Origin of the sequence: Nocardia amamiensis NBRC 102102 (genome assembly GCF_001612745.1) — a bacterium.
GTDB classification, from domain to species: Bacteria; Actinomycetota; Actinomycetes; order Mycobacteriales; family Mycobacteriaceae; genus Nocardia; species Nocardia amamiensis.
Map to the genome: position 1 here is coordinate 12,796 of NZ_BDBA01000165.1, position 17,201 is coordinate 29,996.

Consider the following 17,201-nt stretch of genomic DNA (forward strand, 5'->3'; position numbering starts at 1 on the left):
GATCGTCCGACTTACCGTGGCTGCACACAGTCGGAACAGGTTCGGCGAGAACGGAGCGGCCGATGCGGATCTCGCTCGAGGGGAACTCCGAGGGCCTGCGCGTGCGGATGCGGTTCGAGCAGTACCGCCGCCGCCTGCTGGCCACACGGATCGTCCTGGCGATCTTGGCCGTGCAGGGTGCGATCGTCGGCCTGTGGGCCACCCTCGCGCCGCACTCCTGGTACACCAGCTTTCCGGGCTTCGGTGTCCAGTGGGTGGCTGCCGACGGCCCCTTCAACCACCATCTGACCGGCGACGTCGGGGCCTTCTTCCTGGCGCTGACCGCCGTCACGATCGCCGCGCTCGTCGTCAACGGCACCACGGCAGCCCGGATCGCGGGCGTCGGCTGGCTGACCTTCGCCCTCCCGCATTTCCTCTACCACGCCATGCACAAGCCCGCCGAAATGGGCGCGGGCAGCTTCACGGCCAGTCTGATCGCCGCGTTCCTGCTCGTGGTCGGCGGGCTGGTCTGCGTCTTCGTTCCGCCGCGCGGCGATCTCCCGCTGTCGGACCCGCAACCGATCACCCTGCGCTTCCCACGCCGCCGTCCGCGCGGGTCCCGCTGAGCGCCACACAGCTCGCTCACGAGTGCGAGGGCGCGCCGAGCCCTCGCTTTCGACCGGCGCTCGCACGAATCCGGGACGCCCGTGGGTGATCACCACGGGCGTGATCCGGTGCGTCCGCGGACGCCGGGTCGCCGCGCGTCTCCCGCCCGTCAGTCCTTCAGCGCATCGAGCAGCGCCGCACGCTGACGTGCGCCCAGGCCGCCGATGCGGCGATCTTCCGGGATCTCCGCCTGGTCCATCAGCTTCGCGGCTTTCACCGGGCCGACGCCGGGCAGGGCCTTGATCACGGCGGCCACCTTGGTCTTCTTGACCAGCTCGTCGGTGTCGGCCTTCTTGAGCAGGTCGGCGACGGAAACCTTGCCCGCCTTCACCTTGCCGATCAGTTCGGAGCGTGCCTTGCGGACCGCAGCCGCCTTGGCCAACGCCTCGGTGCGCTGCTCTGCGGTCATGGTAGGCAGTGCCATGTCTCCTCCGCTTCCACTCGTCACTCGAACCTCTGGTTGACCGGACCGAGTAAACATCACGGCACCGGGCGCACAAGCTCGACACACCGGGGCACGAGCAGCGGAAATAGCGATGAATTTCCCCGGTCCACGCCGTCGGAACGGGTAACCGGCCCGCGCACAGCGGGCGAAACGGACGAAAGGAACACCACGTCATGGAGCTGTCCCTCACCCAGTTCGTCACCGTCGACGGCGTATACCAGGCGCCGGGTGGGACGCAGGAGGACACCAGCGGCGGATTCACCCACGGCGGGTGGTCGGTGCCGTTCGGCGACGCGGATTTCGGCGCGTTCGTCGACGAGGTGTTCGAGCGGGTCGACGCGTTCCTGCTCGGACGCCGCACCTACGAGATCTTCGCCGGCTACTGGCCGAAGGTCACCGACCCGGACAACCCGGTCGCCGCGAAGCTCAACGCGCTGCCGAAATACGTCGCGTCCTCCACCCTGGAGCACGCGGAGTGGGCGGGCACGCAACTGCTGCGCGGCGACCTGGTCGCCGAGGTGACCGCCTTGAAGCAGCAGCCCGGCCGCGAACTCCAGGTGCACGGCAGCGGCAACCTCGCCCACACCCTGCTGGCGAACGGCCTGGTCGACACCCTGTATCTGCTCACCTTCCCGGTGCTGCTCGGCACCGGCAAAAGGCTGTTCACCAGCGATGTCCAGCCCACCGGACTCCGGCTCACCGACTCCCGGGTAACCGGCAGCGGCGTGGTGATCAGCACCTATCGCAACGCAGGAGCGCCGGAGTACGGCGACTACACCGACGACGTGGTCGCGGCCGCCGAGTAACACCCGCGACCTCCTCCCCGACACACTCAGCAGCAACATGCATCCAGCGCGGGTCACGGTTCAACGGCGAACCAGAGGGGGATCAACGGCGATCCCCCGAAACCCGGCTCGGTGGGCCCCGCCGATCGCCTGGCGGGAACGCGACAACCGAACAACTGCCGCTCTCCGCACGTCCGTGCCAGCATGGCCGGATGACGCCGAGCATTCCACTCGAAGCGGGCTCGCCCGCGGCGCTGTGGCTATGGGCCGGGCAGGCGATCTATCGCGGACCGTCCCTGCATCTGGATGCCCATTCGACCGCCGTGGATTGCCTGGCCGTCGGCGTGGACGCTCCGTTCACCCTGGAGGCCGAGGGCGTCGCGCGCACTGTGCGCAGCGCACTGATCCCACCGCGCCGCGCGCACCGGGTGATCGCGGGCGGCGACCACATGATGTTCTGCTATCTCGATCCCGGATCACCTGGAGCGCGCGCATGCCGCGACCGGATGACCCTGTGGGACAACGCTTTCGGACTGAATCACCGGGAAGAGGCCGCCTTGGCGGCGGCAGCCGCCCGCGACCGGCCCGACGCGCGATCGCTGGCGGATCTTGTCGGCTCGGCACCTCATCCGCCCCTGGACGACCGCATCGCGGCCGCCATGGCGACCCTGCTGGCGCATCCCGCCCATGACTGCGCCTCGCTGGCGCTCGGCTCCGTCATGCGCGAGGCGCGCTGCGTCGATGATTCGCTCGCTTCGCTCGCTCATGAGTTCACCGCCGAACGGTTCGCTGCCGCGGCGCACCTGTCGGAGTCCCGATTCCTGCACCTGTTCGCGGCGCAGGCGGGAACCTCGTTCCGGCGCTACCGCCTCTGGGCGAGGATGCTCGGCGTCGGCCGGGCGATCGCCAAAGGCGAGAACCTCACCGTCGCGTCGATCGACGCCGGGTTCGCCAGCCCCTCCCATTTCAGCGACGCCTTCCACAACCTGTTCGGGTTATCGGCCTCCGCTCTACTCGCCACGGGTGTCCGGATCGTCGTCCTGGATGACGCCGGAGGGATCGAATCGAAGTCTCGGTCTTGCTAGGCTGGAAATTAGAACACGTTTCACTTCGTAGGAGGTTCCGGTGCCCAAGCAGATCCGTGACGTGGTCGAGCAGTACGTGAAGCTGGTCGGCTCGGGCCCGACCGAGGACATCGTCGACCTCTACGCACCCGACGCGATCGTGGAGGACCCGGTGGGCACCCCTGCCCGGCAGGGCCACGCCGCTATCCGCGAGTTCTACGAGGTGATCGCCGCGTTGGATCGGCAGACCGAACTGCGGCCCGAGGAGATCAGGATCGCGGGCAATCAGGCCGCGTTCCCGTTCACCCTCGTCACGAGAGTCGGCGGGAAGCGCTTCACCATCTCGCCGATCGACGTGATGGAATTCGACGACGAAGGCCGGATCACCGGGATGCGCGCCTACTGGAGTCAGCAGGACATGCGAGTCGAGCCCGAGTAGTCCCCCGTGGCCGGGGTCACATGGTGGCCGCATCACATTCCGCCACGGTCTCTCGTCCGAGAAGTAGGAACCAATCCGCTGATCGAAGGAGATCGAGATGGGCACCACCCGCATCGCCGCCGTCACCCCGCAGCAGGCCGGACCCGTGACCAAGCTGCTGTATCGGTTCGCCAAGCGCCGGTTCAAGGAAGTGCCGGAGCCGTTCGCCGTCGAAGCCAACCACCCCAAACTCCTCGTCGCGAACGCCGTCCACGAGACGATGGTCGACAAGGCCAGCAACGCGCTGCCCGCCGTCATCCGCGAGATCGCGGTCTACCGCACGGCGTGGACGATCGGCTGCTCGTGGTGCGTCGACTTCGGCGCCATGCTCATGCGCCTCGGCAATCTGGACACCGAACGGCTCGAGCACATCGCCGACTACGCGACCTCGCCGCTGTATTCCGACGACGAGCGCGCGGCCATCGCCTACGCCGACGCGATGACCGCGACACCGACCTCGGCCACCGACGAGCAGGTCGCCGATCTGGAGCGGCGCTTCGGGCGCGCCGGGGTTGTGGAACTCACCTATCACATCGCGCTGGAAAACTCGCGCGCCCGGTCCAATTCAGCGCTCGGCATCACGGCACAGGGCTTCAGCACCGATTCGTGCCGAGTGCCCTGGGCGTGACGGTCCGACGTTACCGGAAACCACTGTCCGACCAGGCGTTTCGACGTTGCGGCCGCTCCGGACTGTCGCTGCGGCCTGGAATGGACTATGAATAGGAGGTGTTGACGCCGGTCGTCGAGCTATCGTGTCGCATTCGGCGACCGGGTAGCGCGAGTCGGCGTCTTCGGTTTCTCGAGTTCCACTCCGCTCAACCGTTTGGAGCCGCATGCTCGACGAACATCCCCTGGACGACGACGTCGCGCGGCTCGCGAGGCGGGTCGAGAAGGCCAGGGGCCGCCTCGCCTACCAGTTCGACCCGGCGCTGACCGGCGCGCTGTCGGAGGAGGAACTGCACGCCGAACGCGAACTGGCCGAACGGATCCGGACGCAGGACCGGGAGCAGCGCTGGAAGCACGCCGAGGCGTCGTCAGCGGCATCCGACCGGGCGCGGCACACCACAGAGGCCATCGAGAAGGCCGAGATCAGGGATCTTCTCTTGGCGCGCAAGGCCATTGCCGCGCAGCGGCGCGCGTCCAGCCCGCACGCCAGGCTGGCGTCGCTGTACCGGCACCGCTCGTGGTCGCTCGGCGCGCTGGCGGGTGTGGTCGCCGCGGGGATGCTGTGGTCGGCTGTGAACGTCCAGCACAACATCGCGCCCGGCGGGCCGACCGATCCGCTGTACTGGTTCAGCTATCTGCTGGAGGCCATGATCAGCGTGTCGCTGATCATCATCATGATCGGCACGAACAAGGTCACCGAGTGGGGCGTGCTGGACAATCGCACCCAGGTCGCGGCAGCCGAGATCTCGTTGCTTGCCCTCACCGTCGGCTTGAACACCTACCCGTACGTGAGTGCGGGCCGGTGGTTCGACGCGGCGGTGCACGGGGTCGCGCCGGTCATGATCGGCGTCGCGCTGCTCATCCACGATGCCGCCAGCGCACGGTATGGCCGTGCGATCGCAATCGCCACCGAAGAGGTCCGAAACCTCCCCGATCCCGCCGGGCCCGAACCGCTGCCGGAATCCGCGACGGACGTCCTCGTCGGCTCGGACTCCGACCGGCTGGTGGCCGTGGGCGCCGTGCAGAACGACGACCGTTTGGTCCCCAGCGGGCACCGGTAGCAGATCCCGCTGCATAACGGCACCGCGCGTCTACGGACGCCGGGACGGCGGCAACCATGCAATTGCTCCGGCCGCAGCCGCAGTGAGCCGTTCACATCCGGCGCGGCGCCGCGTGCCCATCTCCATAGACACGGGCGCGACGTCGAACTCAGTACGGATAACGCCGTTCGACCGCGTCTTTGGCCTCTTTGAGCCCGCACCCGGTGAGTTCGCGGTACCGCTTGATTGCGTGAATCTTCTTGCCCTGCATCAGAAGTGCGTCGATTTCGGCCATTCCGTCACCGCTCGGCATGAGCGGTGACGGGCCGTGCGGGGTGTCGGCCTGCTGAATGCCGAGATGGTTCATGATCAGGTCGAGCTTGTAGTGCAACGCGTCGACCTTGCGCTCCAAACGCCGATGGGCAAACATGCCTCGATCGTAGTGACCGGCAACGGACCTCAGGCGGCGTCCAGCACGGCATGAGCGAGACTCGCCATGGTCTCGAAGGACGCGACGTCGGCGGCGACCTCGAGCAGCCGGTCTACGCACCGCGGGCCGGTGACCAAGCGTAGGCGCTGGTCGGTTCCGAGCCGGGACCGTACCTCGATCAGCACCCGTAGGCCAGCGACGCCGAAGAACGTGACTTTGGACAGATCGACGACCACCAGCGGCGCCGTCGCGCTCAGCGCTTCGATCAGTTGGCGGCGGAACACATCGACGGTGTAGTGGTCGACCTCGCCCGCGACGGCGCACAGCGTGACCTGGTCGCTCGGAGCAGTGACGGAAATGTGCAGCCGCTCGGCCGGATGGTCGGCTTTGCGGGCGTCGGTAAGCAGAAACGGAGGGGTAGCGAAAGCTGTCGACATGGAGGACCTCGGTCCAGTCATCCGCGGCGATCTCGAGAGCGACGCCCGCGGTAACAATTCGCTCCGGACGACTCACCCGCCGGAACTAGGCTGTTTGCTCAACCCTCCTACCGGAGTACCCCGTCGGCCCAGCCGCTACACCCGGATCAGGCCGACTTCTCCCGGCGCTCCTGCCGCTGCGCCTTGCGCGGGACGATGGTGGGCAGCACGTTGTCGTTGACGGTGCCCGCGTTGACGACCACCTTGGCGACGTCGTCGCGGCTGGGAATGTCGTACATCGCGGGCTGCAGGACTTCCTCCATGATCGCCCGCAGACCACGCGCACCGGTACCGCGCAGGATGGCCTGGTCGGCGACGGCCTCCAGCGCGTCATCGGTGAACTCGAGGTCGACCCCGTCCATCTCGAATAACCGGACGTACTGCTTGACCAGCGCGTTCTTCGGCTCAGAAAGGATCTTGACCAGCGATTCCTTGTCCAGGTTGGTCACCGAGGCGACCACGGGCAGGCGGCCGATGAACTCGGGGATCAGACCGAACTTGATCAGGTCCTCCGGCATCACCTCGGCGAAGTGGTCGGTGGTGTCGATCTCGGCCTTGGACCTGACCTCGGCGCCGAAGCCGATGCCCCGGTGGCCGGTGCGGTCGGAGATGATCTTCTCCAGGCCCGCGAACGCGCCCGCCACGATGAACAGCACGTTGGTGGTGTCGATCTGGATGAACTCCTGGTGCGGGTGCTTGCGCCCGCCCTGCGGGGGCACGCTGGCCTGGGTGCCCTCCAGGATCTTCAGCAGCGCCTGCTGCACGCCCTCGCCGGACACGTCGCGGGTGATCGACGGGTTCTCGCTCTTGCGCGCGATCTTGTCGACCTCGTCGATGTAGATGATGCCGGTCTCGGCGCGTTTGACGTCGTAATCCGCCGCCTGGATCAGCTTCAGCAGGATGTTCTCCACGTCCTCGCCGACGTATCCGGCCTCGGTGAGCGCGGTGGCGTCGGCGATGGCGAACGGCACGTTCAGCATCTTCGCCAGCGTTTGAGCCAGGTAGGTCTTGCCGCAGCCGGTGGGGCCGAGCATGAGGATGTTCGACTTGGCCAGCTCGACGGTCTCGCCGCGGCTGTCGCGGCTCTTGTCACCGGCCTGGATGCGCTTGTAATGGTTGTAGACGGCCACCGCGAGGGTGCGCTTGGCGGTGTCCTGCCCGATGACGTAGTTCTGCAGGAAGTCCCGGATCTCGGCGGGCTTGGGCAACTCATCGAGCTTGACCTCGCTGGATTCGGCGAGCTCCTCCTCGATGATCTCGTTGCAGAGATCGATGCACTCGTCGCAGATGTACACCCCTGGTCCCGCAATGAGCTTCTTGACCTGCTTCTGGCTCTTTCCGCAGAACGAGCACTTCAGCAGATCGCCGCCATCTCCGATGCGCGCCATCTCGTGGGTCCCTACTTCCTTGTCCGCGTGCAACCGTCCGTCCAGGTTGCCAGCTGTCCACCGCTTTCGCAGCCGCAAACGCGTCGACTGTTTCGGAGCTGGTGGACAGTGCCCGCAACCGGGAGCAAAGGTCCCTAGGTTGACCGTACCCGGTGTGCGGGATGGAGGTCGACAACTCGCGCATGTTTCCTCGCGCGGGTTGCGCACACGGTGGCCACCGTGACCTCCGACCGACCGCCACGCGACACCGGAGTTCGATCGAAATCGTCCGAATCGCCCGCGAGGCGGAAGCGGTCCGGCCGGGCAGCATGCCCCTGACATACCTCCCGGCCGGAATTCCCTGTTGTCAGAGCGTTTTTCGAGCGAGCCACCGCCGGGATCGGCGATTCGCCCTTCGGGGGTTTACCCGAAAACTACCCGCATGTGCGTCACTTCTGCGCGCTGAGCTTACGGTAATCGAACACGGTATCGATGATCCCGTACTCCTTGGCCTCCTCGGCCGTCAGGATCTTGTCGCGATCGGTGTCCTTGCGGATGGTGTCGGCGTCCTTGCCGGTGTGCCGCGCCAGCGTGGTCTCCATCAGGCGGCGCATCCGCTCGATCTCGGCGGCCTGGATCTCCAGGTCCGACACCTGACCCTGGATACCGCCCTCCAGCGACGGCTGGTGGATCAGCACGCGGGCGTTGGGCAGGCAGGCGCGCTTGCCAGGGGTGCCCGCGGCCAGCAGCACGGCCGCGGCGGAGGCGGCCTGGCCCAGGCAGACGGTGGCGACGTCGGCGCGCACGTACTGCATCGTGTCGTAGATGGCCATCAGCGAGGTGAACGAGCCACCCGGCGAGTTGATGTACATGGTGATGTCGCGGTCGGGGTCCAGCGACTCGAGCACCAGCAGCTGCGCCATGATGTCGTTCGCCGAGGCGTCGTCCACCTGCACGCCGAGGAAGATGATGCGCTCCTCGAACAGCTTGTTGTACGGGTTGGATTCCTTGACGCCGAAGCTCGAGTGCTCGATGAACGACGGCAGGATATAGCGCGCCTGCGGGCTCTGCGGTGCGATGCCGGACAGGCCGGCGCGCGGGTCGATCAGATTGGCCATCTTCGTCTCCAAAGTCGGTGCGGCGGCCGGACGTTCGAGGCGTCCGGGGGCCTGTGGGTGATCCGGTGCGTTACTTCTTGGCGCCGTTGGCCTGGGTCGCGTGGCTGATCACGTGGTCGATGAAGCCGTACTCCAGGGCTTCGGACGCGGTGAACCAGCGGTCCCGGTCGGCGTCGGCGGTGACCTGCTCCACAGATTTGCCGGTGTGCAGCGCCTGCAGCTCGTTCAGCTCCCGCTTCGTGTGCGCGAACTGCTCGGCCATGATCGCGATGTCGGCCGCCGAGCCGCCGATGCCCGCCGACGGCTGGTGCATCATGATCCGCGCGTGCGGCAGAGCGAAGCGCTTGCCCTTGCTGCCCGCGGTGAGCAGGAACTGCCCCATCGACGCGGCCAGGCCCATGCCGTAGGTGGCGATGTCACACTCCACCAGCTGCATCGTGTCGTAGATGGCCATACCGGCGGTCACCGAACCGCCCGGCGAGTTGATGTAAAGCGCGATGTCCTTGGTGGGGTCCTCGGCCGACAGCAACAGCAGCTGCGCGCAGAGCTTGTTCGCGATGTCGTCGTCGACCTGGGTGCCGAGGAAGATGATGCGCTCACGCAGCAGGCGCTCGTACACCGAATCACTGAGGTTGAGACCAGCAGTCGCGGTTGTCATGACCCCTGCCTGGTTGATTGTCACGGATACCTGCCTTCTCTCACCGGCTCGTTGCGGATTGCCACATAGCCATCACTGGTCGGATATGCCGCACCCTATTGGACAGGGCCTATCCAACTTGCCGTCACAAACATTAACGAAGCAGGGCGGCACCGAACTCCCGGTACCGCCCTTTCTTCGCTCACAGCGCAATCAGTGCACCCCTCGGGCGCCGATAGCGCGGGTCTTCCATGAAATTATTCGGCGTCGGCCGCGGACGTCTCCTCGGCCTTGCCCTCGTCCGCGGAATCCGCCGGAGCGCCGAACATTTCGGCGGTGTCCACCGGGTTGCCCGCGGAGTCGGTGACGGTCACCTTGCCGACCACACCGGCCAGCGCCTTGCCGCGGCGCACGTCGGCGAACACCGCGCCGAGCTGGCCCGCCTGCTGCACCTGCTGGATGAACTGCTCCGGCGACATGCCGTAGCGCTGCGCCTGGAACAGGATGCGCTCGGTGAGCTCCTCCTGCCCGACCTGGGTGCCCTCCGTCTCGGCGATCGCGTCCAGCAGCAGCTGGGTCTTCACCGACTTCTCGGCGGACTCCTTGGTGTCGGCGTCGAACTCCTCGCGGGTGCTGCCCTGCGCCTCGAGCGCCTCGGCGAACTTGTCCTCGTCGTGGTCGAAGCCGTGCACCGCGTCGTGGGTCACGGCGTCGATCTCGGCCTTGACCACGGCCTCCGGCAGCGGCACCTCGACCTGCTCCAGCAGGGTCTCCAGCACCTTGTCGCGGATATCGCCCGCCTGCTGCACCTTCTTGACCCGCTCGACGCGGCTGCGCAGGTCGGCCTTCAGCTCGTCCAGGGTGTCGAATTCGCTGGCCAGCTGGGCGAACTCGTCGTCGGCCTCGGGCAGCTCGCGCTCCTTGACCGACTGCACCGTCACTGTGATGACCGCGTCCTTGCCCGCGTGCTCGCCGGCGACCAGCGTAGAGGTGAACTCCTTCGACTCGCCCGCCGACAGTCCGGCCAGCGCCTCGTCCAGGCCCTCGATGAGCTGGCCGGAGCCGACCTCGTGGGACAGGCCGGTGGTGGCGGCCTCGGGCACCTCTTCGCCGTCCACGGTCGCGGACAGGTCGATCGAGACGAAGTCGCCGTCGCGCACCGGGCGCTCGACGCCGGTCAGCGTGCCGAAGCGCTGACGCAGCGACTGCAGCTGCTCCTCGATGTCCTCGTCGCCGACGCTGATCGCGTCGACGGTGACCGCGATGCCGGAGTAATCCGGCAGGGCGATCTCCGGACGCACGTCGACCTCGGCGGTGAAGGCGAGCTCCTGGCCGTCTTCGATCTTGGTGATCTCGATCTCGGGCTGCCCGATGACCTTCACCTCGGAGGTGGTGACGGCCTCGCTGTAGCGGCCGGGCAACGCGTCGTTGACCACCTGCTCCAGGATCGCGCCACGGCCGAGGCGGGCCTCGAGCAGCTTCGCGGGCGCCTTACCGGGACGGAAGCCGGGGATGCGGACCTGCTTGGCCAGTGCCCTGTACGCGCGGTCGAAATCCGGCTTCAGCTCCTCGAAGGGCACCTCGACATTGATCCGGACCCGGGTCGGGCTCAGCTGCTCGACGGTGCTCTTCACGGACATGCTCCTTGTTCGTTGTTCGTACTGGTTGACGTTCGGTGTGCGTGCTCCACCCCGCACCCCGGCGGTCGGAATGGCAGGCGAAGCCGCGCTACGCTGGGCGGCCGCACTCCCCACCGGCGCCGATCCGGGCCGGGCTCCCGGCCTCGGCCGAGACGACGAGGGATGCGGTGTGCGCGACGCATCCCGACCAGGTTAGTCGACCGGGCGAGCGGGCCTGCACTCGGCGGCGCCCGCGACCGGCCCGGCTACTTCCCCACCGAGACCGCGTCGGTGACGAACACCAGCGTCTCGTACGGCGCAATGCCGCGCCCGCCTGCGCCGTAGCCGAGCTCCGGCGGCACGATGAGCAGTCTGCGCGAGCCTTCCTGGACGCCGACCAGCCCTTGGTCCCAGCCATCGATGACCTGGCCGCCGCCGAGGGTGAGCTGGAACGGCTTGCCGCGGTCGAACGAGCTGTCCAGCGTCTTCTTGTCCGACCAGGTGACCAGCGCGTAGTTCATGGTCAGCTGCTGGCCGGCCACCGCGCCGGGCCCGCTGCCCGTGCTGAGGTCCTTGACGATCAGCTGCTCGGGCGGATCGCAGTCGTCCGGGATGGTGATCGTCGGCGCGGCGCCGAAGTCGCCGGTCACGCGGATGTCCTCGGCGGTGCATTCGCGGCCCTTGCTGGGCGTGGCCGGGCGCTGCGCGGCGGAAGGACCCGCCTGGGCGGTGGCCTTGGTGGTGGTGACTGCGGTGGAGGTCTCGTCGTCCGACCCGCAGGCGGCCAGCGCGACAGTCGTCGCGGCGATGGCGCCGATTCCGATGATCCTTCCGAGAATGTGCATGCCGCGGACCTTAACGGACGCAGCCGGACCTGCCCGGGCAACAGTCCGCGCGCGACACGCTTTCGCCACGCCGGAATCGCAGGTCCCGTTAAGCTGGCGATGAATTCTCCATTCCGCGTTACCGATTGCGATCGGCAGCCGTGCACGATCCGGGACGGCGCGTGTGGTCGCGCCGCCGTCCCGGATGCCCCGAGCGTGAGGAGAGTCGGCGCATGACCCACATGGCCAGTGCAGATGGCGATACTTCGGCCGACAATGTCGGCGACTCGAGGGGCGAAACTGTCGCTCCGCTTCCGTACCGGCTCGCGGATGCGCATGGCCCGCTGGAACGCGACGAGCTGACGTCCGTGGACGCGTGGTGGCGGGCCGCGAACTACCTGTCGGTCGGCCAGATCTACCTGATGGCCAACCCGCTGCTGAGCGAACCGCTGCGACCCGAGCACATCAAGCCACGCCTGCTCGGCCACTTCGGTACCGTGCCCGGCCTCAATCTGGTCTGGACCCATGCCAATCGCGCGATCCGGCAGCGCGGCCTGAACGCGGTGTTCGTCGCGGGGCCCGGCCACGGCGGACCCGGCCCGAACGCGTGCGCCTGGCTGGAGGGCACGTACTCCGAGCTGTACAGCCACATCCCGCAGGACGCCACCGGCATGGGCTCGCTGTTCCACCAGTTCTCCTTCCCTGGCGGCGTGCCGAGTCACTGCGCACCGGAGACGCCCGGCTCCTTCCACGAGGGCGGTGAGCTCGGCTACTCGCTGCTGCACGCGTTCGGAGCCGCGCTGGACAACCCCGATCTCACCGTGTTCTGCGTGATCGGCGACGGCGAGGCGGAGACCGGTCCGCTGGCCACCAGCTGGCATGCGAACAAGTTCGTCAACCCGGCGCGCGACGGCGCGGTCCTGCCGATCCTGGCGCTGAACGAATACAAGATCGCCAATCCGACCATCCTGGCGCGTATCCCCGAAGCGGAGTTGCTCGCGCTGCTGCACGGATACGGCTACGAGCCGATCGTCGTCGCGGGCGACGATCCGGCCACCGTCCACCAGGCCATGGCAGGCGCGATGGACGCCGGTCTCGAGCGGATCGCCCAGATCCAGCGCGCCGCGCGCGGCGGCACCGACGGGACACGGCCCGCATGGCCGATGATCGTGCTGCGTACACCGAAGGGCTGGACCTGCCCCCCGATGGTGGACGGCGACCCGGTAGAGGGCACCTTCCGCGCACATCAGGTCCCGCTGCCCGCCGCGCGCACCGACCCGGAGCACCGCGCGGTCCTGGAACAGTGGCTGCGGTCCTATCGCCCGGAGGAGTTGTTCGACGAAACCGGCAAGCCGGTGTCGGAGCTGTGCGACCAGGTACCCGACGGTGATCGGCGGATGAGCGCCAATCCGGTCGCCAACGGCGGCACGCTGGTCCGCGACCTGCGCCTGCCGGACTGGCGCGAGTTCGGCGTCGAGGTGAGCGCGCCGGGCGCGTCCCGGCACGAGGCCACCAGGGTGCTCGGCGGATGGCTGCGCGAGGTCACCAAGAGCAACCCGGACAACTTCCTCACCTTCGCGCCCGACGAGCTGGCCAGCAATCGGCTGCAAGACATCCTGGAGGTCACCGGACGCGACTGGCAGGCCGACATCGATGCCCGCGACGAGAAACTCGACCGCACCGGCCGGGTGATCGAGGTGCTGTCCGAGCACATGTGCCAGGGCCTGCTGGAGGGCTACCTGCTCACCGGCAGGCACGGCGTGTTCACCTGCTACGAGGCGTTCATCCACATCGTGGACGCGATGTTCAACCAGCACGCCAAATGGCTCGACGCCAGCGCGGCGGTGCCGTGGCGGCGGCCGATCGCCAGCCTCAACTACCTGCTGTCGTCGCATGTCTGGCGGCAGGACCACAACGGCTTCACCCACCAGGACCCCGGCTTCCTGGACGTGGTGCTGAACAAGAAACCCTCGATCGTGCGGGTGTATCTGCCGCCGGACGCCAACACGCTGCTGTCCACCTTCGACCACTGTCTGCGCTCCCGGCACTACGTGAACGTGGTGGTCGCGGGCAAACAACCGCAGGCGGACTGGCTGTCGGTGGCGGAGGCGGCCGAGCACTGCGCACGCGGCATCGGCATCTGGTCCTGGGCCTGCCACCGGGACCAGGTCGGCACCATGCCGGACGTGGTACTCGCCTGCGCGGGTGACGTCCCCACACTGGAGACACTGGCCGCGGCGGCGATACTGCGCGAACGACTGCCCGAGTTGCGCGTCCGGCTGGTCAATGTGGTCGATCTGATGCGGCTGCAACCGCGGGATCAGCATCCGCACGGACTGCCCGACAGCGAGTTCGACACGCTGTTCACCCGCGACCGGCCGGTGATCTTCGCCTTCCACGGCTACCCGTGGCTGATCCACCGGCTCACCTACCGGCGCGCCAACCACGACGGCCTGCATGTGCGCGGCTACCAGGAGCGCGGTACCACGACCACGCCGTTCGACATGGTGATGCTCAACGACCTGGACCGCTACCACCTGGTGATGGACGTGATCGATCGCGTCCCGACGCTGCGCGAGCGGGCCGCGGGACTGCGGCAGGAGATGGTCGACGCGCGCTGGACCGCCCGCGCGTGGACCAGGGAGCACGGCGCGGACATCCCCGAAGTCGCCGACTGGGCCTGGCCCTACCAGCGCGCCTGAGTGCGCCTACTGAACTTGAGAACGTACGATCGACCGTATGGAAGGGGTCGACTCCGTTTCGCCGCCCGTGCGGCACACCGCGGGCATCACCGACAAACGTCTGCTGCGCGGCGCGAAGACCCGCGCGGCAGTGCTGCGGCAGGCGGTCGACATCGCCTCGCTGGATGGGCTCTCGGGTTTGAGTTTCGGCAGGCTGGCGACCGACACCGGACTGAGCAAGGCGGGCATCCAAACCCTCTTCCGCACCAAAGAGGCGCTGCAACTGGCCGCTATCGATTACGCACGGGATTGGTTCACCGAAGCGGTTGTGCAACCGGCGCGATCCGCGCCGCACGGTGTCGCCCGCCTGCGCGCACTGGTCGATCACTGGATGGTCTACGCCGAGACGCCGTTGTTCGCGGGCGGATGCTTTCGCGTCGCCACCATGGCCGAGCACGACAGCAAGCCGGGCCCGGTCCGGGACGCACTGCTGCGCGACCAGCGAGCATGGGTGCGGCTGCTGGAACGGGAGCTGCGCGCGGCGGTGTCCGCGGGTGAGATCGCCGAGCTGGACACGGGTCTGGCCGCGTTCCAGATCGACGCGGTGCTCTGCGCGACCAACATGGCGTTGCGGATCGGCGACCCCGAAGCCGCCGACCGCGCCCGCAGGATCATCGAGGGATTCCTGAAACCTGCCTGAACACGCGCTATACATCCTGTGCATAACACGTGCACGAATGATGCGGCAGCCCCGGACATTCGGATACTTCGGACAAACGGTGCGTCGGCTTGTATCTTGCGGATAACGCGTCTGCACGCGTTTCGTTGCTATTTCCCATCCGTCGCCGTTGCCGGAGGGCGGACAGAAGGGGGTTCCATGAACCACACGGCCGAAGCGAGCGCGTTGGAGATCGTGGGCGCGATAGGGATGGTGGCGTGGATGGTGGTGATGTGGGCGGCCGTCGGCGTGCTGGTCGTCGCCTTGCGTAAACCATTGCGCCCCTGGATGTTCCGCACTGCGCTCGGTGTCATCGGACTGGGCGTGATCGCCCAGATCGGCCACTTCCAAGAACATGTCGCGCAGGTCGGGTACTGGATCCAGCATCCCAACGCACCGGCGTGGATGACCCCGTGGGGCACCGGCTTGGCCAACGGCTTCGGCCAGGTCGACCACATGAAGCCGTCATTGGGTATGGAGCTGCTGCACCTGGTCGGCAACTTCCACTTCCTCGCCGGGCTGGTCGGCGTCGCGCTGGTCACCCATCACGCTCTGGAGAGCAAGGCGCGCAAGTGGGGCCGGATGGGCGTGTTGATGCAGGGCATCCACGGGCTCGAACATCTCGCGCTCACCCTCACGGTCGCGTTCGGCACCAAAGCGATCGGGCTGTCGACCATCTTCGGGCTGCTCGATCCCGGTGCGGGCGCGTCGACCTACCGCATCTGGTGGCACTTCCTCGCCAACGTGATCGGCACGACCATCTTCGCGCTCGCGCTGTACCACTTGTGGCGTGAGCGGGCGGTGATCGAAGCCCCGTTCCGCGATCATGCCGCCGCAGCCGAGCCTCGCCGGGTCCCGGCCGCGGCGAAGGAGCCGGTGGCCCCGGCCTACGCGGTCGAAGCCTGATTCCCCGAGATCGAAACCGCGCTTGCCGCAGGCCGCCTGCAGCAGGCGCGGTTTCTCGTATTCGCCCACGACGACGGGGCCGATCCTGCCCACATCCGCTCGACCAGAGAGCACGTGGACGCGAACTCCTTCCATCGGCCGCGACCCCGGAATCCATGCCATTGACATGACCCCTTGGCACGGTGGCTCATTCACCGAGCCCACCGATCACTCGGGTCAGTGGCCGGCCAGAGCGCGTCCACGCCATCTCGCTGCGAATTCCGCGAGCCACATCACCTTTCGGCAGGCGAGCCATGACACCCGCCCTCGCCGGTAGGCTGTTGCCGAGTTGACACGAGCGAAATATTGCCGCTGACAGCTCTTTCGGCCCGCCGATCACCGCAGGCATCGCCGCTGGTCATGAGGCGGCCCCCAGCCAGCGACACGCAGGCTTCCCAACACGGAGAAATCCACTCGACAACCCATCTGCCCGTCGATTAATGTGACGTTATCCAACGGCACGATAGACAGGGAGTCGTTGATCGGACCACACCGGGCCGATCCTCGCTCCCAAAGGTGGCGAGATGAATCGGACACGAACGATGACCGGCATCACGGCACGCCAGCGACGGACGCAGACCTGGCTCGTCCGCCCGCTGATCGTGAGCGCAATAGCGGCCACGCCGGAAACCCCGGCGCCGGCCTCAGCGCTGGCCGGGCCCGACACCGTCGAGGTCCCGCGCTCCGCATACCCGGGCCGCCACGGAGACGACAGGCCGGGCTCTTCTCCCCGCTCCGACGACCGGAACCGCGCCGACCGGCACCGCCCCGCGGACGACATGTCCGCGACGGATGCCGCCGCGATTCCTTTCCCGCCCCCACCTCGCGCGGAAATTCCGACACCCGCCGTTCGCCGCACCGCCGCATCCCGAACCGCACCGCGCACAGGTCGAATTCCACACGGAGACTTACGATGAACGCCACCATCACGCATAACGCCCGGCGACTGCTCACCTGTGCCGCGATCATCGGCGCACTCACCGCGGGCGCCGCAGGCATCGGCGTCGCCGACGAGTCGCACGGCCCCTCCGACCCACGCAACGGCACCGGCGACGCCAGCGGCTGGAACCACATCGACCCGATGGGTCAGCACCACCGCAACACCGACCGGCTGGACGCCAACGCGGCCGACCAGGCGCGCCGCGACTACCACCGGCGCCAGAGCCAGCCCGGATCGAACGACACGGTCACCGGCAATAACAACAGCTCGACCTGGTCGCGGACGACCCGCCCGGACGGCAGCGGCTACACCGTGTGCAAGCC

The 17,201-nt window shown here is 67.7% G+C and carries 18 protein-coding genes; 10 read left to right on the forward strand and 8 right to left on the reverse strand.

The genetic code is table 11. The annotated features are described in order from the left end of the window. Positions 1-62 precede the first annotated feature (62 nt). A complete protein-coding gene (locus NA4_RS27040) occupies positions 63-605 on the forward strand; it encodes a hypothetical protein (RefSeq protein WP_067475968.1) in 543 nt (180 codons plus the stop codon). 149 nt (positions 606-754) lie between these two features. Here NA4_RS27040 and mihF read toward each other — a convergent pair whose 3' ends face one another. Then, complete coding sequence (mihF, locus tag NA4_RS27045; RefSeq protein WP_067475971.1) at positions 755-1,069, reverse strand: integration host factor, actinobacterial type; 315 nt, start codon at positions 1,067-1,069, stop codon at positions 755-757. Between the two features lie 194 nt (positions 1,070-1,263). Between mihF and NA4_RS27050 the strand changes: the two genes are divergently transcribed. From NA4_RS27050 to NA4_RS27070, 5 genes are all read left to right on the forward strand, one after another. Next, complete coding sequence (locus NA4_RS27050) at positions 1,264-1,896, forward strand: dihydrofolate reductase family protein (RefSeq protein WP_067475974.1); 633 nt, start codon at positions 1,264-1,266, stop codon at positions 1,894-1,896. Between the two features lie 191 nt (positions 1,897-2,087). Then, on the forward strand, positions 2,088-2,960 hold the full coding sequence (locus NA4_RS27055) for an AraC family transcriptional regulator (protein ID WP_067475976.1): 873 nt from the start codon (positions 2,088-2,090) through the stop codon (positions 2,958-2,960). 40 nt (positions 2,961-3,000) lie between these two features. Further along, on the forward strand, positions 3,001-3,378 hold the full coding sequence (locus NA4_RS27060) for a nuclear transport factor 2 family protein (RefSeq protein ID WP_067475980.1): 378 nt from the start codon (positions 3,001-3,003) through the stop codon (positions 3,376-3,378). 97 nt (positions 3,379-3,475) lie between these two features. Beyond that, the gene (locus NA4_RS27065; protein ID WP_067475983.1) at positions 3,476-4,045 is read left to right on the forward strand and encodes a carboxymuconolactone decarboxylase family protein; all 570 of its coding nucleotides are present in this window, start codon (positions 3,476-3,478) and stop codon (positions 4,043-4,045) included. Between the two features lie 205 nt (positions 4,046-4,250). Beyond that, positions 4,251-5,144 (forward strand): hypothetical protein, encoded by an 894-nt coding sequence (locus tag NA4_RS27070; protein WP_245671612.1) that lies wholly within the window; start codon positions 4,251-4,253, stop codon positions 5,142-5,144. Positions 5,145-5,292: 148 nt separating this feature from the next. On the opposite strand, the gene NA4_RS27075 is transcribed toward NA4_RS27070, so the two are convergent. From NA4_RS27075 to NA4_RS27105, 7 genes are all read right to left on the reverse strand, one after another. After that, positions 5,293-5,553 carry a ribosomal protein L7/L12 gene (locus NA4_RS27075; protein WP_067475985.1) on the reverse strand — a complete coding sequence of 87 codons (261 nt, stop codon included), beginning with the start codon at positions 5,551-5,553 and terminating at the stop codon, positions 5,293-5,295. A gap of 29 nt (positions 5,554-5,582) precedes the next feature. After that, complete coding sequence (locus tag NA4_RS27080) at positions 5,583-5,990, reverse strand: STAS domain-containing protein (RefSeq protein ID WP_067475987.1); 408 nt, start codon at positions 5,988-5,990, stop codon at positions 5,583-5,585. A 146-nt stretch (positions 5,991-6,136) separates the two neighbouring features. Further along, entirely contained in the window at positions 6,137-7,417 is a 1,281-nt protein-coding gene (gene clpX / locus NA4_RS27085; RefSeq protein WP_067476011.1) for an ATP-dependent Clp protease ATP-binding subunit ClpX, read from the reverse strand. 428 nt (positions 7,418-7,845) lie between these two features. Continuing rightward, positions 7,846-8,514: an ATP-dependent Clp protease proteolytic subunit gene (locus NA4_RS27090; RefSeq protein WP_067475990.1), complete on the reverse strand. Its 669-nt coding sequence runs from the start codon at positions 8,512-8,514 to the stop codon at positions 7,846-7,848. Positions 8,515-8,584: 70 nt separating this feature from the next. Then, the gene (locus NA4_RS27095) at positions 8,585-9,172 is read right to left on the reverse strand and encodes an ATP-dependent Clp protease proteolytic subunit (protein WP_067475993.1); all 588 of its coding nucleotides are present in this window, start codon (positions 9,170-9,172) and stop codon (positions 8,585-8,587) included. A gap of 236 nt (positions 9,173-9,408) precedes the next feature. Next, positions 9,409-10,785: a trigger factor gene (tig, locus tag NA4_RS27100; RefSeq protein ID WP_067476014.1), complete on the reverse strand. Its 1,377-nt coding sequence runs from the start codon at positions 10,783-10,785 to the stop codon at positions 9,409-9,411. Between the two features lie 251 nt (positions 10,786-11,036). Beyond that, positions 11,037-11,615: an FKBP-type peptidyl-prolyl cis-trans isomerase gene (locus NA4_RS27105; RefSeq protein ID WP_067475996.1), complete on the reverse strand. Its 579-nt coding sequence runs from the start codon at positions 11,613-11,615 to the stop codon at positions 11,037-11,039. A 212-nt stretch (positions 11,616-11,827) separates the two neighbouring features. On the opposite strand from NA4_RS27105, the gene NA4_RS27110 reads away from it, so the two are divergent. The 4 genes from NA4_RS27110 to NA4_RS27125 form a co-directional block, all read left to right on the forward strand. Then, on the forward strand, positions 11,828-14,296 hold the full coding sequence (locus NA4_RS27110; RefSeq protein WP_084497478.1) for a phosphoketolase family protein: 2,469 nt from the start codon (positions 11,828-11,830) through the stop codon (positions 14,294-14,296). Between the two features lie 37 nt (positions 14,297-14,333). Continuing rightward, complete coding sequence (locus NA4_RS27115; RefSeq protein ID WP_067476000.1) at positions 14,334-14,975, forward strand: TetR/AcrR family transcriptional regulator; 642 nt, start codon at positions 14,334-14,336, stop codon at positions 14,973-14,975. 177 nt (positions 14,976-15,152) lie between these two features. After that, a complete protein-coding gene (locus NA4_RS27120) occupies positions 15,153-15,899 on the forward strand; it encodes a DUF6008 family protein (RefSeq protein WP_067476002.1) in 747 nt (248 codons plus the stop codon). 952 nt (positions 15,900-16,851) lie between these two features. Further along, positions 16,852-17,201 (forward strand): hypothetical protein (locus NA4_RS27125; RefSeq protein ID WP_157129331.1); only part of this gene is annotated, 350 nt, incomplete at its 3' end.